Source organism: Streptomyces sp. NPDC052721 (genome assembly GCF_040678315.1).
Lineage (GTDB): Bacteria > Actinomycetota > Actinomycetes > Streptomycetales > Streptomycetaceae > Streptomyces.
In genome coordinates this window covers 56833-80593 of sequence record NZ_JBFATL010000019.1, presented here as the reverse complement: position 1 = coordinate 80593, position 23761 = coordinate 56833, and the positions used below count along the sequence as shown (strand labels likewise).

General features: G+C 71.6%; 19 protein-coding genes. 11 read left to right on the top strand and 8 right to left on the bottom strand.

Annotation, left to right across the window (positions count from 1 at the left end; translation table 11 throughout):
- Positions 1 to 113: 113 nt before the first annotated feature.
- Positions 114 to 1295 (top strand): winged helix DNA-binding domain-containing protein, encoded by a 1182-nt coding sequence (locus AB0L21_RS19775; RefSeq protein ID WP_365698556.1) that lies wholly within the window; start codon positions 114 to 116, stop codon positions 1293 to 1295.
- Positions 1296 to 1348: 53 nt separating this feature from the next.
- On the opposite strand, the gene AB0L21_RS19770 is transcribed toward AB0L21_RS19775, so the two are convergent.
- Positions 1349 to 1663, bottom strand: a complete 315-nt coding sequence (locus tag AB0L21_RS19770) for a hypothetical protein (RefSeq protein WP_365785367.1) — start codon at positions 1661 to 1663, stop codon at positions 1349 to 1351.
- 163 nt (positions 1664 to 1826) lie between these two features.
- On the opposite strand from AB0L21_RS19770, the gene AB0L21_RS19765 reads away from it, so the two are divergent.
- Positions 1827 to 2198: an arsenate reductase family protein gene (locus AB0L21_RS19765; RefSeq protein WP_365785365.1), complete on the top strand. Its 372-nt coding sequence runs from the start codon at positions 1827 to 1829 to the stop codon at positions 2196 to 2198.
- Between the two features lie 119 nt (positions 2199 to 2317).
- Entirely contained in the window at positions 2318 to 3034 is a 717-nt protein-coding gene (locus AB0L21_RS19760) for a hypothetical protein (RefSeq protein WP_365785363.1), read from the top strand.
- A 3-nt stretch (positions 3035 to 3037) separates the two neighbouring features.
- On the opposite strand, the gene AB0L21_RS19755 is transcribed toward AB0L21_RS19760, so the two are convergent.
- Positions 3038 to 3892: an alpha/beta fold hydrolase gene (locus tag AB0L21_RS19755; protein WP_365785361.1), complete on the bottom strand. Its 855-nt coding sequence runs from the start codon at positions 3890 to 3892 to the stop codon at positions 3038 to 3040.
- Positions 3893 to 3960: 68 nt separating this feature from the next.
- Here AB0L21_RS19755 and AB0L21_RS19750 point away from each other — a divergent pair, with 68 nt between their 5' ends.
- The 5 genes from AB0L21_RS19750 to AB0L21_RS19730 all read left to right on the top strand — a co-directional run bounded on the left by AB0L21_RS19750 (position 3961) and on the right by AB0L21_RS19730 (position 9727).
- Positions 3961 to 4488, top strand: a complete 528-nt coding sequence (locus tag AB0L21_RS19750) for a MarR family transcriptional regulator (protein ID WP_365785359.1) — start codon at positions 3961 to 3963, stop codon at positions 4486 to 4488.
- 135 nt (positions 4489 to 4623) lie between these two features.
- On the top strand, positions 4624 to 5655 hold the full coding sequence (gene glnII / locus AB0L21_RS19745; protein ID WP_365785358.1) for a glutamine synthetase: 1032 nt from the start codon (positions 4624 to 4626) through the stop codon (positions 5653 to 5655).
- Positions 5656 to 6147: 492 nt separating this feature from the next.
- Complete coding sequence (locus tag AB0L21_RS19740; RefSeq protein WP_365698549.1) at positions 6148 to 6723, top strand: winged helix-turn-helix domain-containing protein; 576 nt, start codon at positions 6148 to 6150, stop codon at positions 6721 to 6723.
- 60 nt (positions 6724 to 6783) lie between these two features.
- A complete protein-coding gene (locus AB0L21_RS19735; protein ID WP_365698548.1) occupies positions 6784 to 7833 on the top strand; it encodes an NAD-dependent epimerase/dehydratase family protein in 1050 nt (349 codons plus the stop codon).
- 373 nt (positions 7834 to 8206) lie between these two features.
- A complete protein-coding gene (locus AB0L21_RS19730; RefSeq protein WP_365785356.1) occupies positions 8207 to 9727 on the top strand; it encodes a DUF1996 domain-containing protein in 1521 nt (506 codons plus the stop codon).
- A 99-nt stretch (positions 9728 to 9826) separates the two neighbouring features.
- On the opposite strand, the gene AB0L21_RS19725 is transcribed toward AB0L21_RS19730, so the two are convergent.
- Positions 9827 to 10219 carry a hypothetical protein gene (locus AB0L21_RS19725; RefSeq protein WP_365785354.1) on the bottom strand — a complete coding sequence of 131 codons (393 nt, stop codon included), beginning with the start codon at positions 10217 to 10219 and terminating at the stop codon, positions 9827 to 9829.
- 96 nt (positions 10220 to 10315) lie between these two features.
- On the opposite strand from AB0L21_RS19725, the gene AB0L21_RS19720 reads away from it, so the two are divergent.
- The 3 genes from AB0L21_RS19720 (at position 10316) to AB0L21_RS19710 (ending at position 13590) form a co-directional block, all read left to right on the top strand.
- Positions 10316 to 10834 (top strand): tetratricopeptide repeat protein, encoded by a 519-nt coding sequence (locus AB0L21_RS19720; protein WP_365785420.1) that lies wholly within the window; start codon positions 10316 to 10318, stop codon positions 10832 to 10834.
- Between the two features lie 46 nt (positions 10835 to 10880).
- Complete coding sequence (locus AB0L21_RS19715; RefSeq protein WP_365785352.1) at positions 10881 to 12794, top strand: hypothetical protein; 1914 nt, start codon at positions 10881 to 10883, stop codon at positions 12792 to 12794.
- A gap of 106 nt (positions 12795 to 12900) precedes the next feature.
- Positions 12901 to 13590 carry a TetR/AcrR family transcriptional regulator gene (locus tag AB0L21_RS19710; protein ID WP_365698544.1) on the top strand — a complete coding sequence of 230 codons (690 nt, stop codon included), beginning with the start codon at positions 12901 to 12903 and terminating at the stop codon, positions 13588 to 13590.
- A gap of 1 nt (position 13591) precedes the next feature.
- Here AB0L21_RS19710 and AB0L21_RS19705 read toward each other — a convergent pair whose 3' ends face one another.
- The 5 genes from AB0L21_RS19705 to AB0L21_RS19685 form a co-directional block, all read right to left on the bottom strand.
- Positions 13592 to 13954, bottom strand: a complete 363-nt coding sequence (locus AB0L21_RS19705; protein WP_365698543.1) for an isomerase — start codon at positions 13952 to 13954, stop codon at positions 13592 to 13594.
- A 32-nt stretch (positions 13955 to 13986) separates the two neighbouring features.
- Positions 13987 to 19386 carry a pullulanase-type alpha-1,6-glucosidase gene (gene pulA / locus AB0L21_RS19700; RefSeq protein ID WP_365785350.1) on the bottom strand — a complete coding sequence of 1800 codons (5400 nt, stop codon included), beginning with the start codon at positions 19384 to 19386 and terminating at the stop codon, positions 13987 to 13989.
- 91 nt (positions 19387 to 19477) lie between these two features.
- Positions 19478 to 20854 (bottom strand): alpha-amylase family protein, encoded by a 1377-nt coding sequence (locus AB0L21_RS19695; protein ID WP_365698541.1) that lies wholly within the window; start codon positions 20852 to 20854, stop codon positions 19478 to 19480.
- A gap of 177 nt (positions 20855 to 21031) precedes the next feature.
- Positions 21032 to 22699: an alpha-amylase family glycosyl hydrolase gene (locus AB0L21_RS19690; protein ID WP_365698540.1), complete on the bottom strand. Its 1668-nt coding sequence runs from the start codon at positions 22697 to 22699 to the stop codon at positions 21032 to 21034.
- 151 nt (positions 22700 to 22850) lie between these two features.
- Positions 22851 to 23756, bottom strand: coding sequence for an ABC transporter permease subunit (locus AB0L21_RS19685; protein WP_365785348.1), 906 nt, complete (start codon positions 23754 to 23756; stop codon positions 22851 to 22853).
- Positions 23757 to 23761 lie beyond the last annotated feature (5 nt).

Sequence of the window (23761 nt, the reverse complement as noted above, 5' to 3'; positions counted from 1 at the left end):
CGACCAGCCTCGACGACGCGCACCGGACGACCGGGCCTCGCTCCCCCGCGCGCATTGTCAGTGGCACCGGCGACCATGGCGACAACGCATCATGAGCCGAAGGGGAGGCCGGCATGGCGGAGGAACGGCGGTACATCGGCGTGGCGGAGCGGCGGGCCCGGCTGGCCGTGCGGCATCGGCTGGCCGGGACGGCACGGGCGGCGACGCCCGAGGAGGTCGCGGCCTCGCTGACCGCCCTGCACGGCTCGGACCCGGCGACCGTGCACCTGGCGGTGGCCGCCCGGCTGACCGACCCCGCGAAGGCGGTGCCGGAGACGGAGCGGGCGTTGTACGAGGACCGCACGCTGGTGCGGATGCACGGCATGCGCCACACGGTGTTCGTGTTCCCGGCGGACCTGACGGCCGTCGTCCACGCCTCGACGGGCCTCACGGTGGCCGCCCGGGAGCGCGCGGCCCTGCTGCGGGACATGGCGAGCGCGGGCGCCCCGGACGCGGCCTGGCTGGCGGAGGTCGAGGAGGCCACGCTCGCCGCGCTGGCCCGGCGCGGCCAGGCGACGGCGGCGGAGCTGGCGGCGGACGAGCCCCGTCTGCGCGAGCGGTTCGTCCACTCGGCCGGGAAGAGCTACGAGGGCGTCCACACGGTCTCGACCCGCCTGCTGCGCGTGCTGGGCGTGGAGGGCAAGGTGGTCCGGGGCCGGCCGCTCGGCTCCTGGACGTCCAGCCAGTTCCGCTGGGCGCCGGCGCCGCCCCACCCCGAGCTGGACGCGGCCGAGGCGCAGGCGGCCCTGCTGCGCCGCTGGCTACGGGCGTGCGGCCCGGCGACCGAGGCGGACCTGAAGTGGTGGACGGGCTGGCCGGTGAGGGAGGTCCGCCGCGCGCTGGCGGCGATCGGCGCCGAGGAGGTCTCCCTGGACGAGGGCACGGGGTACGTCGGTGCCGGGGACGCGGAGCCGGTGGCGGGTCCCGGCGCGCCCTGGGCGGCGCTGCTGCCGGCCCTCGACCCCACGGCCATGGCCTGGCAGCAGCGCGACTGGTATCTGGACCCGGCGCTGCGCCCCCTGCTCTTCGACCGCAGCGGCAACGTGGGCCCGACGGTGTGGTGGAACGGCCGCGTGGTGGGCGGCTGGGCCCAGCGCGCGGACGGCGAGATCGTCTGGCGGATCCCCGGGGAGGGCGTCCGCCGGGAGGCCGCGGCGGAGGTCACGGCGGAGGCGGAACGCCTGCGTGACTGGCTGGGCGCGGCCCGGATCACCCCGCGCTTCAGGACGCCGCTGGAGCGGGAGCTGACGGTGTGACGGTGCCGGGTGCCCCGCGCCGGTGACGCGGGGCACCCGGGATCACGGCCGGCTCAGCGCGAGTACCGCATCAGCGCCCGCACCATGTGGCACGTGGTGTCGGACGGCGGGCGCGTCCCGATCCGCTCCGCCGTGCTGCGGATCGTCTCGTTCCGGGCCTGGTCCGGCAGGTACACCCCGGAGTCGAGCAGGGCTATGGCCAGGCGCATGGCCTTCAGACGCCGGTTGTGCGTGACGTACCACTCGCGCGGCCGTCCGGCCGGCAGCGGTCGCTTCGCCACGGGCTCGTAGGGCGAGTCGAACAGCACGGAACGCTTGGCGGTGGACTGGGTCGGCAACGGCTTCGGCTTCAGGGCGGCAGCGGGCACAGGCATCCTCCTGTCGCGGTCAGGGCACACACCGGGGTCCGGCGCGCACCCTCGAACACTGCTTCTATTCTACGGGCCACCACTGACAAAAGCCCCTGGCCACAAGGGTTTTCGGGGCTCCAGTGACGGGGGTGCAGAACGGTTTTCGCGTACCGTGTGCGGCATGGAGATCTGGATCAATCCCGCCTGTTCCAAGTGCCGTAGCGCGATCAGCCTGCTCGACGCCGAGGGGGCCGAGTACACCGTCCGGCGTTACCTGGAGGACGTGCCGAGCACCGACGAGATCAGGGCCGTACTCGACCGGCTGCACCTCGAACCGTGGGACATCACCCGCACCCAGGAGCCGGTCGCCAAGGAGCTGGGGCTCAAGGAGTGGCCGCGGGACGCGAGCACGCGGGACCGGTGGATCACGGCGCTCGCCGAGCACCCCAAGCTGATCCAGCGCCCGATCATCACCGCGGACGACGGTACGGCACTGGTGGCCCGCAGCGAGGAGGCCGTACGGGAGGCCATCTCCCACAGCGGCAAGGGCTGACGACCGGTCAGTTCCGGCGTGACGCAGGTCACTTCACTGACTCCCGTGACCGTTGAGTAACCCCGTTCGGTATCTCGTACATAGCGGCGTACGCTCCCCTACCTCTTCAGGAGGCGCGCATGTCGCGCAGGAGAACTCTCGGTACGAAGAAGAAGCTCGCGCTGCTCGTCAGCGCCGCGGCGGTGGCGGGCGGCGGGGCCTTCGCCCTGGCGTCCACCTCGAACGCCGCGCAGAGCCCGCAGAACGCCAAGACGCTGTCCGCCGGGGACTCGACCGTCTGCCAGGGGCTGGCCACGGCCCTCGGCAACAACGAGAAGTTCATCGCGGACCAGAAGGCCAAACCGGACGCGCAGTCGGCGGCCCGGATCGCCAACCGGCAGGCGGTCATCGAGCAGATCAAGGTCCAGCAGAAGGCGTCCGGTTGCACCGTTGGGGAGTCGGCTCAGGGCTCCCAGGCGGCGCAGGGCGGGGACGCCGGGCAGGGCGCGGGCCAGCAGCAGGGCGGCGGCCAGCAGGCCGGTGGTGCCCAGCAGGGCGCCGGTCAGCAGGCCGGGGACGCCCAGCAGGGCGGCGGTCAGCAGGCGGCCGGTGAGCAGGTCTGCAAGGGCTCCACCGTGACGCTCTCCGGCGAGGGCGGCGCCCCTGCCGCGTCCAGCAGCCAGTTCCCGGCGGGGACCACCCTGAAGGTCACCAACCTGGACAACAACAAGTCCACCACGGTGAAGGTGACGTCCGTCTCCGGCAGTTGTGTCCTTCTCAACAACGCCGCCTTCGAACAGGTCCGGGAACCGGGCAAGTTCCTCATCCGGCGCGCGGTGATCGAGAAGGTGGGGTGAGGCTCAGGGAGCCGACAGGAAACCGGTGAGGTGGCGGATCAGGGCCGGCGGTGCCGTCTGCGGCAGCGCGTGGTGGGAGACGTCCGGCAGCACGGCCGTCTCCACGTGCGGCAGCAGCGCACCGGCCCGCGTCACCACCTCATGCGGGTCATGGGTCCTGCTGTTCGCGGCCACGAGCAGCAGGACCGGCACCCCGAGGGCGCGCAGCGCGTCCGGCGCCGGCCGGGGGCCGGTCACCGGCTTCGCGGCCGGGAAGCCCGCGGCGGCCTCCTGGAGCGCCAGCCAGTCGGGGTCCGGCGCCGCTCCCCCGGTCTCCCACTCCAGGAAGGCGCGGACCCGGCGGGGTGCGGGCCGCAGCAGCATCGGCAGCGCGTGCAGCAGGTACGCCGTCTTGAACCCGGCGAAGCACTGGGTCGGGTCCAGGAGGAACAGACGGCGCACCCGGGTACGCGCGCGCAGCGCGTGGTGCAGGGCGATCCAGCCGCCGTAGGAGTGGCCGCCGATGTCGGTCACGGTGACGCCGAGGCCGTCCAGGACGGCGTCCAGCCAGTCGGCCAGGTCGGCGACCGTACGGGGGTGGCGGTCGCCGGCCCGGCTCAGTCCGGGCGCGCCGGGCAGGTCCACGGCGTGCACCCGGCGGATCCGGGCGAGTCCGGCGGCCTGCGCGTACCAGGAGGCGGAGGTCGCTCCGCCGCCGCCCGGCAGCAGGAGCAGCGGCGGCGCGTCGCGCGGGCCGCAGACGTTGACGTGGGTCTCTCCGAAGGGCGTGGCGACCGTCAGCGCCTCGCGGTCGGCCGGCCACTTCGCCATGACCTTGTCGTACGCAACCCGGTACGCCGCACGGTCGTATCCGGCCATGGCGCCACCCCCTATCATCTCGCTCAGCAAGATATTCGCCGAGCGAGATGATAGCCGGGAGGCTCCACGTGTCCACCCCGCCCGGCCCCGCCCCGGGGCCCGAGCTGGAGATCGTCCACCTGCTGCGCGCCGCCTCCGTCGAACTCGGCCTGCACAGCGCCCGGTTCGCGCACCGCAACGGCATGCACCCCACGGACGTACGCGCCCTGATCGCGCTCATGGACGTGCGGCGCGCGGGCGAGGAGATGACCGCGGGGCGGCTCGGCGGCGTGCTCGGGCTCAACTCGGCGGGTACGACCGCGCTCGTCGACCGGCTGGAGCGGGCCGGGCTGGCGCGCCGGGTGCGCGGGGAGCGGGACCGGCGCAGGGTCGTGATCGAGGTGGAGGAGCGGGCGGTGGAGCTCGGCTGGGCCTTCTTCGGGCCGCTCATCGAGCGGTCGGTGGAGCTGCTGCGCGGCTACGACGACCACCAGCTGGCGGCGATCCGGGGCTTCCTCACCGGCGTACGGGAGGCCGCCGCCACAGCGGAGGGTGCGGCCCGTACATCACCCGGCGCGACCTCACCAGGTGAGCCCAGCCGCAGAAAGACCAGGTAACACGGGGTTCACAAACGAGCAATGGCCGGGAAACGGCCTGTTGACAGGCTGCCCGGCAGATCGAGCGGCGCACCGGTGCCGCAGCGCCGCAGCACCCGCCCGTGCACCCGACCCACCCCCGAAGGATGTGGCCCCGTGACCTTCAAGGCTGAGTACATCTGGATCGACGGCACCGAGCCGACGGCCAAGCTGCGTTCCAAGACGAAGATCATCACGGGTGCTCCGGCCGGTCTCGACGCGCTGCCGATCTGGGGCTTCGACGGCTCCTCCACCAACCAGGCCGAGGGCCACTCCTCGGACTGCGTGCTCAAGCCGGTCTTCACCTGCCCGGACCCGATCCGCGGCGGCGACGACATCCTGGTGCTGTGCGAGGTGCTGGACACCGACATGAAGCCGCACCCGTCCAACACCCGCGCCGCGCTGGCCGAGGTAGCCGAGCGGTTCGCGGCCCAGGAGCCGATCTTCGGCATCGAGCAGGAGTACACCTTCTTCGACGGCTCCCGCCCGCTGGGCTTCCCCGAGGGCGGCTTCCCGGCCCCGCAGGGCGGCTACTACTGCGGTGTCGGCGCCGACGAGATCTTCGGCCGCGAGATCGTCGAGGCCCACCTGGAGAACTGCCTGAAGGCCGGTCTCGGCATCTCGGGCATCAACGCCGAGGTCATGCCGGGCCAGTGGGAGTTCCAGGTCGGCCCGCTCGCCCCGCTGGAGGTCTCCGACCAGCTGTGGGTGGCCCGCTGGCTGCTGTACCGCACCGCCGAGGACTTCGGCATCTCCGCGACCCTGGACCCGAAGCCGGTCAAGGGCGACTGGAACGGCGCGGGCGCGCACACCAACTTCTCCACCAAGGCGATGCGCGAGGGCTACGACGCCATCATCACCGCGTGCGAGTCGCTCGGCGAGGGCTCGAAGCCGCTGGACCACGTGAAGAGCTACGGCGCCGGCATCGACGAGCGGTTGACGGGCCTGCACGAGACCGCCCCCTGGGACAAGTTCTCCTACGGCGTCTCCGACCGCGGCGCCTCGGTCCGTATCCCGTGGCAGGTCGAGAAGGACGGCAAGGGCTACATCGAGGACCGCCGTCCGAACGCCAACGTCGACCCGTACGTGGTGACCCGCCTGCTGGTGGACACCTGCTGCACCGCGCTGGAGAAGGCCGGCCAGGTCTGATCCGTCCGCCGCACCCGAGGGGCGCCCGCCGTGACGGCGGGCGCCCCTCGCACGCGTCGCGCCCCGTCCGCACCCCGCCGTTGTCCGCGAAGTGAGACGGCAAACCGGCCACCGAGGAGCCGAGGCAGGCCGCTGACCAGGGCGGAAAGCCGGGGTTCGAGGTGGACGCAACGTCAATTTCACGCCAAGGAAGCGTCCAAGCAGTGAGAGAAGGCTCCTGCCCGGCGCACGCCTCTGCTTCAATGGGCGTATGGCCAGCTTCCAGCAGATCACCGCGACGGGTCGCCACGACCTCGAGCCGTTCTGGCCTTCCCGTCAGCACCACGACTTCGACCGTGTGTGTTGCCGCGCGAGGAACGCGCGGGCCCTCTAAAGCCGTACACCCCGGCCTTCGGCCAGCGCGGAACGACGTACGTCCTCCGGCGCGCCCGACCACGAATCGCGGCCGCCGCACCTCCCGACGAACTCCTCGCGCGAAAGAGCTGACCTCTCATGGCGACCTCCCGTTCCCTGTCCACCGCCACCCTGACCGCCCCCGCCGCGAACGGCACCCGGCACCGGCTGCGCGCCGTCGACCGGGACGAGGTGGTGGACGTCGCGGACTTCCTGCCGCCCGGCGCGACCTGGCTGCCCGCGCCGCAGCACGCCCTGCCCACCCTGCCGGGCCAGCCGCCGATGGTCGGCTACCTGGTGCTCGTCCCGGCCGACCAGCGGCCCCCGTTCCTGCCGGTCGCGGTCCCGGACCAGCCGGAGGCCGAGGCGGACCCCGGCACCGGACCGCTGGTGCGGATCGACCCCGTGCGGCGCACCGCCAGCGTCGACGGCCGCGAACTCGACCTCACCTACCTGGAGTTCGAACTGCTGGCCCACCTGGTGGCGCACCCGCACCGGGTGCACACCCGCGACCAGCTGGTCACCACGGTGTGGGGCTACGGCCATGTCGGCGACGGCCGCACCGTCGACGTCCACATCGCGCGGCTGCGCCGCAAGCTGGGCGCCGAGCACCGCCAGGCCATCCAGACGGTGCGCCGGGTGGGCTACAAGTACACCCCGCCGACCGGCCGCTGACCCTTCTGCCCTCGGCAGAGCCCCGCGCCGCCACGGCCCCGGACCGGGCACGATCCCGGCATGAGACTTCTTGTGCTGGGCGGAACGGAGTTCGTGGGACGGGCCGTGGTGGAGGCCGCGCTCGGGCGCGGCTGGGAGGTGACCGTCTTCCACCGGGGACGGCACCAAGCCCCGCCCGGGGCACGGTCGTCGCACGGCGACCGCACCGCGCCCGACGGCCTCGCCGCCCTCGCGGCGGACGGCGGCGAGGGCTGGGACGCCGTGGTGGACACCTGGTCGGCCGCCCCGCGTGCGGTGCACGAGGCGGCCCGGCTGCTGCGCGGCCGGGCCGGGCGGTACGCGTACGTCTCCAGCCGGTCGGTGTACGCCTGGCCCTGGCCGCGCGGTGGCGCGGAGGACGCCCCGCTGGTGGAGGGCGCCGCCGCGGACGCCGGGGCGACGGACTACGCGCGGGACAAGCGCGGCGGCGAACTGGCCGCCGTCGGGGCCTTCGGCGCGGCGGACTCGCTGCTGGTCCGGGCCGGGCTGATCCTCGGCCCGTACGAGAACGTCGGCCGGCTGCCCTGGTGGCTGACCCGGATCGCCCGCGGCGGCCCGGTCCTGGCCCCCGGCCCGCGCGAACTGCCGGTGCAGTACGTCGACGTGCGCGACCTCGCCGAGTGGCTGCTCGGCGCGCTGGAGCGCGGGCTGTCCGGGCCGTACAACCTGGTGAGCCCGCCCGGCCACACCACCATGGGCGAGCTGCTCCGGGCGTGCCTGCGGGTCACCGGCGCGGACGCGGAGCTGCGCTGGACCGACCCGGAGCCGATCCTGGAGGCCGGGATCGAGCCGTGGACCGAGCTGCCGGTGTGGGTGCCGCCGGGCGGCGAGATGTACGACGCCGTGCACCGCGCGGACGTGTCGCGGGCGGTCGCCACGGGGCTGGTGTGCCGGCCGGTGGGCGAGACCGTCGCGGACACCTGGCGGTGGCTGACGCAGATCGGCGGCAGCGCGCCTCAGCGCCCGGACCGGACCCGCAAGGGCCTGGACCCGGAGGTGGAGGCGAAGCTGCTGGCGCGGACCGGGGACGTACCCGGCACCATCCCCCCAGAGGGGCCCTCGGACGACTGACCCGCCCGCGGCCGTCGGCAGGGCCGGCGGCATGACCACCGGCACAGACAGAGCCGCCTTCCGTCTCTCCGTCGCGCTCGTCCCGCTCGGCATCGGGCTCGTCACCACCCCCGGCGGTCCTCACGGCTCTGTCGGACGCCCGCAGGAGGCTCGCGTCCCGGCGGGCGCGGCCGGGCCTGCCGGTGCTGGTTCTCTCCCCGCACACTCCAGCCTCTTCACCGGGCTGGGCCCGGATTGACCTGCCAACTCCCCTGTTCCTGGAGGAATTTGGGAGACCGGTGAACACCTCTGGGACGGCGTCCGTATGTAGGGGCGCCGCTTCACTCCTGTCGGGCGCCTCGATGCTGCCCCGCAAGGAAGTCAGAGGAGTTCCATGGGACGCAACACACGAAAACGCCGTACGCCGCTGGCCACCAAGGCCATAGCCGCATCGGCGGCCCTAGCGCTCGGTGGGGGCGGGCTGATCTGGGCGAACTTCTACGCCTCGGCTCACGAGTCGAACAACCAGTCGTGGGGAGGCAACCAGACGAAGGCCGCGACGGCGCAGGTCGCGACCATCTCCTGCCCGGACGTCGGCCAGAAGCTGACGAACGTGCCGAACGCGGCGCGTCAGGGCGTGGCGACGGAGCTGGCGAACCTCGACAAGCAGATCACCGAGGCCTACAACCGGCTCGCCTCCACCCGGGACGTCCAGACGAGGGACGCGAGCTTCGTACAGAACGCGATCGTCGGCCCTCTCAAGGAGAAGCGGGCGGCGACGATCGACCGGATCCGCATCGACATCCAGCGGGTCGGCGGTTCCTTCGACAACACGCTCAAGCAGCTCGCCGCCTGCACGACGCAGACCGCCAACCAGACGAACGCCGGCGGCCAGCAGCAGAACGGCGGGCAACAGCAGAACGGCGGGCAACAGCAGAACGGCGGCCAGCAGCAGGGCCAGAACGGTCAGCAGGGCAACATCGGCGGACAGGCCGGCAACGGCCCGGTCGCGGCGGACTTCGTCGACATCACCAAGGTGGCGCCGAACGTCCAGGGCAAGCCGCGCAAGACCGGCAACGCCTCGACCGGTACGTTCACCACGCGCTGCGGTGTGAACGCGAACAAGAACCACAACACCGACAACGTGATCGTGGCGCCCGGCGTGGCCAACGGCGCGCACCACCTGCACGACTACGTCGGCAACCAGAAGGTCAACGCGTTCTCCAGCAACAACACGTTCCTGCAGGGCGGCACCAGCTGCCAGAACCGCAGCGACCTGTCGTCGTACTACTGGCCGGTGGTCCGTGTCCAGGACGGCACCCGGGACTTCGACCAGAACGCCGACGGCGGTGGCAAGGAAGGCAACGTCGGCCGCATCCTGGTCCCCGCCCAGGCCGAGATCAAGTACGTGGGCAGCCCGGCCGCCAAGGTCGTCGCGATGCCGCAGTTCCTGCGCATCATCACCGGTGACGCCAAGACCACCACCAACGGTCTGGCGAACGCCAACGCGCACTGGAGCTGCACCGGCTTCGAGAACAAGGTGCAGCTGACGCAGCAGTACCCGATCTGCCCGCAGGGCAGCAAGGTGGTGCGCACGTTCGCCTTCCAGAGCTGCTGGGACGGGAAGAACATCGACAGCGCCAACCACCGCACCCACGTGGCGTTCGCCGATCCGGCGAGCGGTGTCTGCCCGAACGGGTTCAAGGCCATCCCGCAGCTGACCATGCGGCTCGTCTACAACATCAACCCGCCCACCATCCAGAACGGCCAGGTGAAGAACGCCTACGCGGTGGACGGGTTCCCGGAGCAGCTGCACAAGGCGTCCACGGACCACGACGACTTCATCAGCGTCACGAAGAACGGTCTGGCCAACAAGATCGCCAACTGCATCAACCGCGGTCAGAACTGCTCGTGATCCCGTAACGGGCACGTGATCCCGCAACGGGCGCAAGACAGAAGGCCGGTGACGAACCCCCCTCCCGTCACCGGCCTTCGTCGTGCCCGGGCACGCTCGTCAGCCGCTGTGCGCGTGGTGGTCGGCGCCGTCCTCCAGGTCGCCGCCGAGCGTGCCGCGCAGCGCCTTGACCACCCCGTCGTCGCCGACGGCGACCCACTTGCGGCCGACCAGGTAGTGACCGCCGTAGTCCTTCGCGTCGTTGATCCACTCGCGCTGGCCGCGGTCGGTGGCGAAGGTGGCGAGGATGAACCTGCCCTCTCCGGTGCGGCAGATGGCCTGGCGGATCTCGTCCGCGTCGGTCTGCATGTTCGGCTCGCACTTCACCTCGGCGGCCAGATGCTCCAGGCTGCCGGTCGCGGTGGGCGGCACGGCCTCCGTCTTGTCGCCCGAGCCGCAGCCCGCCAGCGTCAGTACGGCCGCGGCGCCGAGCAGCAGTCCTGTCAACCTCATCTGTTCCTCCGGTCTGGTGTGCCAAGCATGCCTCAGCGCCTTCGGATACGGCTGCCGCGCGCGCTGCGCTCAAATCCGGTGACCGGGCGCGCACGGCTGTGCGAAGGTGACGCGGTGAACCAGAACTGGGAAGACCGCGTGACCGCCGCCTGGGCCGCCTTCGACGAGTATCCGGAGGAACGCGCCCACGAGTTCCGCGCCCTGATCGACACCCTCGTCGCCGAACTGCCGGACGACAGCCCGCTCGGACCCTTCGAGCAGGCCTGCGCCTGGGACTCGACGGGACACTCGGACCAGGCGGTGCCGCTGTACCGGGAGGCACTGGCCCGCGGACTGGGCGGGTACAAGGGCCGCCGGGCGAAGATCCAGCTGGCGAGTTCGCTCCGGAACACCGGGCAGGCGAAGGAGGGCGTCACGCTGCTCACGCCCGAACTGGACGCCGCGTCGGACGAGTTGGACGACGCGGTACGGGCCTGTCTCGCCCTGTGCCTGTCCAGCCTCGGCCGCGACCGCGAGGGCCTGTCCCTGGTGCTCGGCGCGCTCGCCCCCCATCTTCCGCGCTACCAGCGGTCGATGGCGAACTACGCGCGCGCCCTGGTCGAACCCCGGGTGTGAATCACCCGTCCGGTGACCAACCGCCGGCTCGCTCGTTCTCCCGGACGTGCAGTCACAGGATGTATCCCAGCGTCACGCACCCTCCCCCGCCGGGAGTAACCGCCCGGTCGACGTCGAGCAGGCCGAGGCCGCACTCGTCGAGCACTACCCCCGGCTGGTCCGGCTCGCCTACCTGGTGCTGCCGCCGGGCCTCGGCCGCAGCCGCCGGGTCCTGACCGCACACGCCCTCGCCCAGCGCGCCCTGCCCCGGGGCCGCAAACAGCCGTCCGTGATCCCGGCCCAGGCCTCCGGCCGGGACGGCGACCCCGGGTACGCCTACCTGCGCGAGCGGGTCGTGCGCACGGCCCTGGAGGCGGCCCGCCCCCGCAAGGGCCTGCCCCGGCTCACCCCGCCGCTGCTCCCCCAGGTGTGGGGCCTGAAGCTGTTCCCGCGCTCCGGCGGCGCCGACGAACTCGCCCTGGACCAGCGGCTGTCCGCCCTGCCCGGCCCGGCCCGCGCCGCCTACGTCCTGCGCGGCCTGGAGAAGCTGCCCGACCCGGACATCCGCGATCTCCTCGACGCCGCGGGGGTGACCGACCCGGGCGACGCGCTGGCCTCGGCGAACAGCGTGCCCATGCAGCCGGGACTGCTCTCCTCCGCCGAGTTCGACCCCTGCTCGCTCCAGGCCCGGCCCACCGACCTGATGCGCCGCCGCCAGCACACCAAGGCCGCCCTCGCCGCCGCGGCGGCGCTCGCGGTGTGCGGCGCGCTGGTCGCACTGCCGGACGGCGGCTGGGGCCCCGACGGCGCCGCCGCGCCCGCCTACGCCGGGAACCCGGCCGCCGAGGCCGCCCTCGACCCCGGCAGGCTTATCAGGGTCTCCCCCACCGCCTGGCGGACCTCGGCCCGCACCGACTTCTCCGTGTGGCCCGCGCGCGGCCCGCTCACCGGCGACAAGGCCCTGCTGCGCCGCGCCCTCGCCGTCTGGGCCCGCCCCGGGGAGACGGTCCGCGTCTCGGCGACCCCCGGCACCCAGACCGGCGGCCCGGCCGGCCCGCCCCAGCTGCTGTACGCGGGCGAGGTCGACGACGCCCGGGTGGTGATCCTCTACGACGGCCTGCGCATCGCCCGCTACGCCGAGCCGGAGAACGGCACGCAGGGCGCGGCGCTGGACTTCGCCCGGGTCGACGGCGCGTCGGGCGCCGGGGCGAGCGCGCTGGTGCTGGGCCGTTCCGACGGCAACGTCCGCTACCTGACCGCCCCTTGGGTGACGAAGGCGGCGCAGCGGGACCTGACGAAGCCGGACGCGGCCGCGACGCCGCTCACCCTCGCCGACGGCGTCACCGCGCCGCTGGCCAGCCCCGCCGTGCGGACCGGCAGGTGCACCTCGTGGACCGTGCTCCAGCTGACCGACGCCTCCGGCACCCGGCTCACCACCGACCTCGGCGAGCTGGTCCCGGCCCACCTCACGGCCGGCCGGCCCGGCTCGGTCGGGGAAGCGTCCGGCGCGCGCGGCTTGCGCACCTGGGCGCCGTTCGCCTGCTCCCTGGCGGCCGAGCGCTCGTCGGGCATCCGGAGCGTCAACGCCTGGGGCTACGCCGAGCAACCGCTGCCCGAAGGCACCGGGCTCGGTGCGTGGGTGTGCACCCGGGCGGAGACCTGGCGCGGCGACGGCACGGCCGCACTGGCCCAGTTCGCTACGCCGGACGGGGCGGCCGGGGCGGTCGTCGCCAAGGGCACGGATGTGCCGGCCTGCGGGCCGCGTGATCCTCATGTGCTGGCCGGGGTGCTGTGGAAGTCGGCGGCGGGGAGCTGGTACCTGCTGGCGGCGGGCAGCGAGGGGACGTCGTCGGTCACCGCGACGGGCGGGGTCACGGCGTCCGGGCAGGGGCCGCTGCTCGCCGCCAAGGCCGAGCAGGGCGCGCGGGCGGACCTGAAGGGGACCCTGACGGACGGTCGGCAGATCAGCGGGCTGCGCTAGCCGGCAGGAGTGATCCGCGCCGATCTGTGTCTCCCGGGCGCGGAGTGACCGCCTGGTGCTCGACGTGTGATCATGGGCGGCCGGAACCGATCGGTAAAGTGTTCGCATGAGTACCGGGGTTCGCCGCAGGATGGGCGTCGAGGAGCGTCGGCAGCAGCTGATCGGCGTCGCCCTCGACCTGTTCAGCCGACGCTCTCCCGACGAGGTCTCCATCGACGAGATAGCCTCGGCGGCGGGCATCTCACGGCCGCTCGTCTACCACTACTTCCCGGGCAAACTCAGCCTGTACGAGGCGGCGTTGAAGCGTGCCTCGGAGGATCTCGCGAGCCGTTTCGCCGAGCCCCACGAGGGTCCGCTGGGCGCGCGGCTGCTGCGCGTGATGGGCCGCTTCTTCGACTTCGTGGACGAGCACGGCCCGGGTTTCTCGGCCTTGATGCGCGGCGGCCCGGCGGTCGGCTCCACGACGACCAACGCGCTCATCGACTCCGTCCGGCAGGCCGCGTACGACCAGATCCTGTCGCATCTGGGCGTCACCGAAGCCTCCCCGCGCCTGGAGCTGGTCGTCCGCTCCTGGATCTCGCTCGCCGAGTCCACGGCGCTGATCTGGCTGGACGGCCGGCGCGTCCCGCGCGCCGAGCTGGAGAAACAGCTCGTGCACGACTTCGCCGCGCTGGCCGCCGTCAGCGCCGCCTACGACGAGGGCGTGGCCGTCCTGCTCCGCACCATGGTGCGGGACGAGCCGGCCGACGGCCCCTTCGCGGAGCTGGTCGGCCGGCTGCTGTCGCTGGCGCCCTGACCTACCGGTCGAACTTCCGGTACGACGGGTCGAGGTCACGGATCTCGGCGGAGGCGTGCAGGGTGAACGCCGCGTCCGCCACATGCGCGCGGAGCAGCTCCAGAACCGTCTCCGTCAGCTTCGCTTTCGTCTCGTCGCCGCGTCCGGCGAGGAGCCCGATCGTCACGTGCACGACGGCGTGCCCGCGCGCCTCGGGATCCTCGTACCCGAACACCGTGTACGCGCTCGGCCGGAACTGCGTCTTGCAGGCCTCCGGCTTCGCCGCCGCGATCTTCACGGTCGCCTCGTGCAATGCCCGGGCGAAGCCGGCACGGTCGAAGGCGTTCTCCATGGTGGCGGAGTAGTCGATGGTGATCTGCGGCATGCGCACTCCTGTTCTACGGCAATGGCCTCACCCTAGTTCCCCGCCCGGGTGAACACGGCGACGGTCCGCGCGGGCACGGTGAACGTGCCCGAGCCGGCCGCGTAGGCGGCGGTCTTCACCACCTCGTCGGTGCCCGCCGCCTGCACCGGGTGCAGCCGGTACGGCGTCCCGGCGAGGGCGCCGATCTTCTGCTCCTGCCGCTGCGGGGTGGCGTTGAAGACGACGACCAGGTCACCGAGGCGCATGGTGATCACGCCCGGCGTCTCGTCCTTCCCGGACAGCGGGAACGACAGCTGCTCCTGCACCCGCGCGGCCGTTCCGAGCGAGAACGCCTTCTCTGTCGTACGGATCCTCAGCAGGTCCCGGTAGGCGGCCGAGGCACCGGTGATCTGCTCGCAGCCGACCTTGACCGTGCTCAGCAGCGGCCTGGCATGGTCCCACTTGGACCGGTTGTCGGCCGCCGGGGGCAGCCCGCGCCCGAAGCCGTTGCCGTCGGCGCAGTTCCAGTGGATGGCGTTGAACCAGTCGCCGCTGTCGAAGGAGTTGCGGTCCAGGGACTTCGAGCGCAGCAGGTCGGTGCCCGCCTGGGAGAGGGCGGGTCCCTGGGAGAGGGCGGCCGTGGCCATCGCGAGGACCTGCATCCGGGCCCGGTCGGACGCGGTCGTGTCCTTCGGCAGCTTGTAGGCCAGCGCGTCGAACAGAGACTCGTTGTCGTGCGCGTCCGCATAGGCGAGTGCGTCGCCGGGCGCGTCCGCGTACCCGGCGGGCGCGCCGTTGTAGTCGACCCCGGCGCCGGTCACCTCCTTGCCGTCGGTGTCCGTGAATCGGTACCCGGCCAGGTTGCCGGTCAGGCCGACCTTGATCAGGTCCTGGTAGTGCAGCAGGCGTGCCTTCTGCTCCTCCTTCGTGCCGTTGGCCGTGGACGCGTTGGGGTCGGTGTAGAGCCCGGACGCGAAGCCCTGGACGCCGGGGTCCTCGTCGAAGGGGCCGCCGCCGCGCACCGCGTCACGGGCGCGGTCGGAGAAGGTGGCGATGCCGGTGCCGGCCATGTTCGCCTGCGTGGCCTGCACGAACCGGGCGTCGTTCGCGACCTCGCCGAAGTTCCAGCCCTCTCCGTACAGGATGATCTTCTTGCCGTCGACGCCGTCCTTCTCCGTCGTCAGCGCGTCCAGGGCCCGGCGGACGGCCAGGATGTTGGCCTTCGGGTGGTGGCCCATGAGGTCGAAGCGGAACCCGTCGACCTTGTACTGCTTCGCCCAGGTGACGATCGAGTCCACCACCAGCTTGCCCATCATCGCGTTCTCGGGCGCGGTGTTGGCGCAGCAGGTGCTGGTGGCCACCGATCCGTCGGCGAGGAGCCGCTGGTAGTAGCCCGGCACGATCCTGTCCAGGACGCTGGTGTCCGCCTGCCCACTGGCCGCCGTGTGGTTGTAGACGACGTCCATGACGACCCTGAGCCCGTCCTGGTTGAGCCCCTGCACCATCTTGCGGAACTGGACGGTACGGGCCGTGCCGTCCGGGTCGGTGGCGTACGAGCCCTCGGGGACCGTGTAGTGGTACGGGTCGTAGCCCCAGTTGTAGGCGTCCTTGGCGGCGGTCTTCGCCACGCACTCCTGCTGCTGGTCGGAGTCGGCCGGGTAGGAGGCCAGGTCGCAGTCCGGGCTCGCCTGGTCGGCCTTCCGCTCGGGGATCGTGGCGATGTCGAACGCGGGCAGCAGGTGGACGTACGACGTCCCGGCCCGGGCCAGCGCCCGCAGGTGCTTCGAGCCGTCGCTGCCGCTGTCGGTGAAGGCCAGGTAGGTGCCCGGGTGCCGCGCGGTGCGGTCCTCGACGGAGAAGTCCCGGATGTGCAGCTCCTGGATCTGCGCGTCCTTCAGCGGTACGGCCTTGGGCTTGCGCAGCGCCGACCAGCCGGCCGGGGCGAGGGACGGGTCGTTCAGGTCCACGACCAGGCTGCGCTCGGAGTTCGCGGTGAGCGCGACCGAGTACGGGTCGGTGACCTTGTTGGTGACCAGCTTGCGGACGCTGGGCGCCCACACCGTGACGACGTACCGGTAGGGCTTGCCCTTCCAGGAGGCGGGGCCGGTGACGGACCAGACGCCGGTGGTGTCGTTCCGGTGCATCGGCACGGCCTTGCCGTCCAGGTCCAGGCGTACGGACCGGGCCGTCGGCGCCCAGACGGAGAGCGTGGGCCTGCCGTCGTGGAAGACCGGGCCGAGCTTCGCCTGGGTGGCGCCGGGGTAGAGGTCGTCCAGCACACCGGCGATCTGCACGCCGGTCGCCGCGAGCACGGCACCGTTGGCGGCGCGCTGCGAGGCCACGAGCTGGCCCCTGACCGCCGCACGGACCCGGTCCCGGTCGCGCGGGTCGACGGACCAGGCGGTGTAGTCCTTCAGATGCGGGAACTTCGCCTTCTGCGCATCGGTCAGGGCCGTCTTCGCCAGCCGGATCCAGCGCTCGTCGTCGCTGGTCAGCGTCCCGTCCTTGACGGTGATCGAGCCGTCGCGGGAGTACAGCAGCTGGGTGGAGGCGGCGCCGTCGACGCCGTTCCAGGCGAGGGTGTTCCGGTCGATCCAGACCGCCTTGGACGTGGTCGGGTCCAGCGCGGCGGCACTGCCGGCCGGCTGGGGCAGCAGGTACTGCTCCTGGCCGTTCACCAGCCAGACCTCGTTGCCGGCGGCCTTGAGGTCCAGGGACTGGTCGGCCGGGAGATCCTTCTCGTCGCCCTTGTGGAGGATGTAGCTGAGGCTGGTGGCACCCTCGGTGAGCGGTACCTCGAAGACCGCGCCATAGGCATCAGTCTTCACCGGCTCCAGCGGGTCCGACCAGTCGGTGGGGTGCGCGGCACCCGTCCAGACGTGCAGGCCCCAGCCGTCGTAGTTCCCGTCGGCGCGGTGGTAGTGCAGGACCGCCTTGGTCCTGTCCTGGTCGGGATAGTCCGGCCGTTCGGTCCGTACCTCGGCCTTGCCCTGCTCGATCCACACCTCACCCGTCCTGGTGACGTCGATGGACCGGTCGGCGGAGACGTCCTTGGTGCCGTCCTTGTCGATGACCAGGAAGCCGACGGTGGAGGCGCCGGGCTTCAGCTTGACGTAGGCGAAGGCGCCGTAGGCGTCCCGGCCCACGAAGGGGTGGCTGGCCGGCCAGTTCGTGGCCTCGCCGTCGGCGAGGTCGCCCCAGGCGTACAGACCCCAGTCGGCGTAGTCCCCGTCCGGGCGCTGGTAGTGCACGATCGCGTAGTCCCGGGAGGAGGCCGTGGGGACCTCGGGTGCGGGCGGGGTGCCGGTGGTGCTGCTCGCCGTGGCGCTCGCGGTGTGCCCGGCCGAGTCGATGACGACGGCCTTGTAGCGCAGGGCGGTGCCGGCGGGCACGTCCTTGCCGAGGGTCTGGGTGACCTTGTAGGGGGCGTGGTCGGCGGAGCCGAGCGTCTTCCATGGGCCGTTGCCCACCTGGGCGGCGAAGACGACGCGGTTGAGCTGTCCGCCGGTGACGTCCGCGTTCAGCTCCACGGTGCCGGTGGCGCCGGGAGCGGGCGCCGTCAGGGTGAGGGACGGCTTGCCGGCGGGGGCGTCGAGCTTCCCGGTCGCCTTGTACACGACGGCGGAGCCGGCCGGGACGGTGACGGTGACCTTCTTGTCGCCGTCGGACGTCACCGAGCCGCCGGCGCCGTAGACACCCCGGTACGACATGTCCGCGGAGCCGGTCGCGAAGGTCGCCGTCTTCTCGGTGTCGGCGTTGTTGAAGGCGACGACGTACTCCTGGCCCGTCCGGGCGTCGGTGCGCGTGAAGGCGTAGACACCGGGCCCGTCGGCCGCGTACCGCTCGGTCTGCACTCCGTCGGTCAGGGCCGGGTTGGCCTTGCGGAGCTTCGCGAGCGCGGCGATCCGCCGGTAGAGCGGGGCCTTGGTGTCGTAGGCGGCGCTCGCGTGGGTGCGGTCGGTGCCGATCTCGTCGTCGTCCAGGTAGTCGGCGACGTGGGAGGCGAACATGGTCTGGCGGGCGTCCTTGTCGCCGCCGGAGCCGGTGAAGCCCTGCTCGTCGCCGTAGTAGACGACCGGGTTGCCCCGGCTGAGGAACATCAGCTCGTTGGCGAGCCTGTCCTTCTTCAGGATCTCGGCGTCGGTCGCCTTCGGGTTGTCCTGCTTCAGGAAGTACCCGATGCGGCCCATGTCGTGGTTGCCGAGGAAGGTGACCTGCTCGTACGCGTTGGCCTTGTCGGTCGTGTACGTGTAGTCGTCACCGAAGACGCTCGCGAGTTTCCGCGCGCTGCCGCCCTGGGAGGCGTAGGCGCGGGCCGCGTCCTGGAAGGGGAAGTCGAGGGTGGCGTCGAGGCGGCCCTGGGTGACGTACGGGGAGGTGACGGCGGTGTCGGCGGAGTAGACCTCGCCGAACATGAAGAAGTTCTTCCGCCCGCGCCCGGCCGCGTACCGGTCCAGGGCGGTGGCCCACTGGGTCCAGAACTCCATGTTCACGTGCTTGACGGTGTCGATCCGGAAGCCGTCGACGGCGAAGTCCCGCACCCACCGCTCGTAGATCCGCTCCATGCCGTGGACGACCTCGGGACGCTCGGTCCACAGGTCGTCAAGGCCGGAGAAGTCGCCGTAGGTGGTGGACTCGCCGGCGTACGTCGAGTCGCCCCGGTTGTGGTACATCGTCGGGTCGTTGAGCCAGGCCGGGACCTTGCTCCTGCTCGTGACCTTCGGGGTGTACGGGAAGGAGGCGCCGGAGACGGCCGGGAACTTCCGGCTGCCGTCGGCGTAGTCGGCGTCGTCGAACGGCTTGCCGTCCTCGGTCAGGTACGGGAAGGCACCCTTGGACAGGTAGTCGTAGGACTTCTCCTCGTAGTCCACGACGTCGGCGGTGTGGTTGGTGATGACGTCGAAGAAGACCTTCATGCCCTTGGCGTGGGCCTTGGAGATGAGGGACTTGAGGTCGCCGTTGGTGCCGAAGTGCGGGTCGACCCGGGTGAAGTCGGTGATCCAGTAACCGTGGTAGCCGGCGGAGGCGTTGCTGCCGGTGCCCTGCACGGGGCGGTTCTTGAAGATCGGCGCCAGCCAGATGGCCGTCGTGCCGAGCCCCTTGATGTAGTCCAGCCGCTTCGTCAGGCCCTTGAGGTCGCCGCCCTGGTAGAAGCCCTTGTCGGTGGGGTCGTACCCGGTGGACAGGCGGGAGCCGGTCAGGCCGCCCTTGTCGTTGGAGGTGTCCCCGTTGGCGAAGCGGTCCGGCATGACGAAGTAGAACTGCTCGCGGGTGTCGTCGTGCCGGGCGGGTACGGCGGCGAGCGAGGCGTCCGAGGGGGGCGCGGGCGGGCCGGCCGCGTGGGCGGCCAGGGGCTGGAGCAGTGCGGCGGCGAGGGCGGTGGCGGTGACGGCCGCGGCCCGTCCGCGGTGCGGGGTACGGCGCCTGCGCGGCGCCGGCCATCTCGGTATCACAGGGGATGACTCCTTGCGAGGGTGGCTGAGGGTTTGCAGCAAGGTGCGTGAAACCTCCCGTAAGAGGTTTCACGCCCCGTCAGACGGGTTTTCAGCAGCTCGACTTGCCGGCGTACAGCGCCAGGGCCGTGTTCGAGCCGAGGGTGGCGGTGAACTGTCCGCTGGAGTTGACGGTCACCGGGGTGTTGTTCTGGACGTTGCAGTACGTCCCGGCCGGGAGGGACGTCTGGTAGGTGCGGGTCAGGGAGGAGGACTCGTGGTTGATCGCCACATAGCCCTTGCTGCCCCGGCCGAACGCGATCGCGTTGTTGCCGTTGTCCCACCAGTTGGTGACCGCCTGGCCGCGGGTCGCGTTGCGGAAGGCGACCATGGACTTGATCTCCGGCCAGGCGTGCTGGCACTTCCAGCCGTTCTGCCAGCAGGCGTTCACCTGGCCGCCGTTGGGCGGGCCGGCATCGGCGTCGGACCACTCGTAGCCGGAGTTGATGTCCGGGGCGCCGTACGGCCAGGCGAGCATGAAGACGTTGGCCAGGGTGTAGTCGGCGCCGCTCTTGTAGTTCAGCGTGCTGCCGTTGCGCTCGGTGTCGTGGTTGTCGACGAAGACGCCCGCGACCGAGCTGCTCAGATAGCCCCAGCCCTCGCCGTAGTTGGTGAGGTAGGCCAGCTTCTCGCTGGTGAAGACGCGCTTGAGGTCGTAGGCGTAGCGGAACTCCTGGACGTCTCCGTTGCCGGTGTACTCGGAGGGCTGGACGGCCTCGCCCGCGCCGTAGATGACCTCCTGCTTCCAGTAGGCGGACGGGTTGGTCAGGCGGCTCTTGATGTTCGCCAGGTCCCCGGCGGGGATGTGCTTGGCCGCGTCGATGCGGAAGCCGTCGACGCCCAGGGTGAGGAGGTCGTTCAGGTAGCCGGCGATGGTCTTGCGGACGTACTCCTCGCCGGTGTCCAGGTCGGCGAGGCCGACGAGTTCGCAGTGCTGCACGTTCCAGCGGTCGGAGTAGTTCGACACCTGGGAGGTGCAGTCGTCGAAGTCGTAGACCGAGTACAGGCCCGGGTAGTCGTACTTCGTGTACGACGAGCCGCCGGTGCCGGTGCCGGAGCCCGCCGACATGTGGTTGATGACGGTGTCGACCACGACCTTCACACCCGCCGCGTGGCAGGTGTTCACCATGTTCCGGAACGCCGTGCGGTCGCCGAGGCGGCCCGCGATCTTGTACGACACGGGCTGGTACGACGTCCACCACTGCGCCCCCTGTATGTGCTCGGCGGGCGGGGAGACCTGGACGTATCCGTAGCCGGCGGGACCGAGGGCGGTGGTGCACTCCTTGGCCACCGAGGCGTAGTTCCACTCGAAGAGGACGGCGGTGACGTCCTTGGTGCCGGGCGGGGAGGCCTCGGCGGCCGTCGGGGTCATGCCAACCAGAGCGGCGGCCGTGAGGGCGACCGCCGCGGGGAGGGTTCTGCGTGCCATGTGGGGTTCCTTCGACGTTGAAGGCAACTGAACCGCTGAAGACACTTGCTGAAATATTTCAGCAAGCTTGCGGTGACGCAGATGTTAAAGGCCCGCTGGCCGAAAGGCAGCGGGCCGTTGTGAACTTGATGCAAGAACTTTCAGACGGTGCCTCAGACCGGGCCCCGCGTCCGGGTGTCAGTCCACGGTCGTCCACCAGACCGTGGTGTCGGCGGGCACCTTCGTCTCGCCGTCCGCCTCGGTCACCTCACCGCTGGTGAGGAGGACCCGGCCGTACGACGGGGTCGTCACCGACTCACCCGTGGTGTTCGCGACGCACACGAAGTCGCCGCGCCGGAAGGCCAGGACGCCCTCGGGCGCCCGCAGCCACTGCACCGCTTCCCCCGCGCCGAGGTCCGGGTGGGCGCGGCGCGCGCGCAGCGCGGCCCGGTACAGCTCCAGCGTGGAGCCGGGGACGCCGGTCTGCGCCGCCACGCTCAGCTCGGCCCACTCGGCGGGCTGCGGGAGCCAGCTGCCGCCGCTGCCGAAGCCGTAGGAGGAGCCCTCGCGGGTCCACGGGATCGGGACCCGGCAGCCGTCGCGGAAGCCGTCCTGGCCGGCACCCCGGAAGTACGCCGGGTCCTGGCGCACCTCGTCGGGCAGGTCCACGACGTCCGGGAGGCCCAGTTCCTCGCCCTGGTAGATGTACGCCGAGCCGGGCAGGGCGAGCATCAGGAGGGTGGCCGCGCGGGCGCGGCGCAGGCCCAGCTCCCGGTCCCCGGCGGTGCGGATCTGAGTGCCGAGGCCGGGCGGGTTGGCGAAGCGGGTGGCGTGCCGGGTGACGTCGTGGTTGGACAGCACCCAGGTGGCGGGGGCGCCGACCGGGCGCATGGCCTCCAGGGTGCGGTCGATGACCGTCCGCAGCTCCTGCGCGTCCCACTCCGTGCTCAGGTACTGGAAGTTGAAGGCCTGGTGCAGCTCGTCGGGGCGGACGTAGTTGGCGGTGCGCTCGACGGTCGGGGTCCACGCCTCGGCGACGAAGATCCTTTCCCCCGCGTACTCGTCCAGGATCTTGCGCCACTGGCGGTAGATCTCGTGCACGCCGTCCTGGTCGAAGAACGGCATGACATCGTTGCCCAGCAGCTTCAGCTGGTCGTGGGCGCCGAGGTCGGGCAGGCCGTCCGCCTTGACCAGGCCGTGGGCGACGTCGATGCGGAATCCGTCCACGCCCATGTCCAGCCAGAAGCGGAGGATGGAGCGGAACTCGTCGCCGACGGCCGGGTGGTTCCAGTTGAAGTCGGGCTGCTCGGGGGCGAAGAGGTGCAGGTACCACTCCCCGTCGGCCACGCGCGTCCAGGCCGGGCCGCCGAAGATGGACTCCCAGTCGTTGGGCGGGAGTTCGCCGTTCTTGCCCTTGCCGGGACGGAAGTGGTAGCGCTCGCGGAGCGGGGAGCCGGGGCCCTCGGCGAGGGCACGCTTGAACCACTCGTGCTGGTCGGAGGAGTGGTTCGGGACGAGGTCCACGATGATGCGCAGGCCCAGCTCGTGGGCGTCGCGGATGAGCGCGTCGGCGTCCAGCAGGGAGCCGAACATCGGGTCCACGGCACGGTAGTCGGCGACGTCGTAGCCGGCGTCGGCCTGCGGGGAGGCGTAGAAGGGGCTGAGCCACACGGCGTCGACGCCGAGGTCACGCAGATAGGGCAGGCGGGAGCGTACGCCCTCCAGGTCGCCCATGCCGTCACCGTTGCTGTCGGCGAAGCTGCGCGGATAGACCTGGTAGATGACCGCGTCCCGCCACCAGTCGCGGCGGTCGGCGACGGTGACGGCGAAGTGGCGGGCCGGTGCGGCAGGGTGCTGCTGGCTCATGGCGTCCTTGATACGTAACTGGGGCATGGTGGGCAGTCAGTGGGTGCGGCGGCGAGGCGGGCCGCGGTGACAGCGGGGTCTGGGGGTCCCCCCGGGTCGAGCGAAGCCGAGAGCTGGGGGAGGCACCGCGGCCGCCCGGTCGGTGCGGGCGTCAGCCCTTGGTGCCACCGGCGGTGAGACCGGTGACGAGGTTCTTCTGCACGAGGTAGAAGAACACGGTCACGGGTATCGCGATCAGCACCGCGGTGGCGGCCATGTAGTTCCACTGGGCGTCGTGCTCGCTGACGAAGGTCTGCAGGCCGACGGCGAAGGTGTATTTGGAGTCGTCCAGCAGGAAGGTGGTAGCGAAGGCGACCTCGCCGACGGCGGTGATGAAGTTGTAGAACGCGGCCACGGCCAGGCCCGGGCGGGCCAGCGGCAGGATGAGCCGGAAGAAGGTGCCGAAGGGGCTGAGCCCGTCCACGCGGCCGGCCTCGTCGATCTCGAAGGGGATGGTGTCGAAGTACCCCTTGAGCAGCCAGGCGCTGTACGGCACGGCGGTGGTGCAGTTGACGAGGATCAGCGCCCCGTAGGTGTCGATGAGGCCGAGCTCGCTGAAGATCTCGTACATCGGCACGATGAGGACGGCGATCGGGAAGGCCTGGGTGAGCAGCAGGACCCACATCAGCTGCTTGTAGCCGGGGAAGCGCATGCGGGAGACCGCGTAGCCGGTGGTGGCGGCGACGAGGACACCGATGAAGGTGGTGCCGAGGGCCACGATCATCGTCGACTTGAACCAGTCGAGGAACCCGGTGTGCTCCAGCACGAAGCTGTAGTTCGAGAAGGTCAGCTTGCCCGCGATCCCGCCCGGGTGGAGGTAGTCCTCCTTGTCCGGGCCGAGGGACAGGTAGAACAGCCAGGCCACCGGGGCCAGGGCGATCAGGCTCGCCACGGCGAGGCCGCCGTGCAGCAGGGCGGCGCCGGCCGGGCCGCGCTCGCCGCGCCGGCGCACGCGGAACCGGGGCACGGGTGCGGGGGCCGGGGCGGTGTCGGTCTTGTCCAGGGTCGGGGTGCTCATGGCGG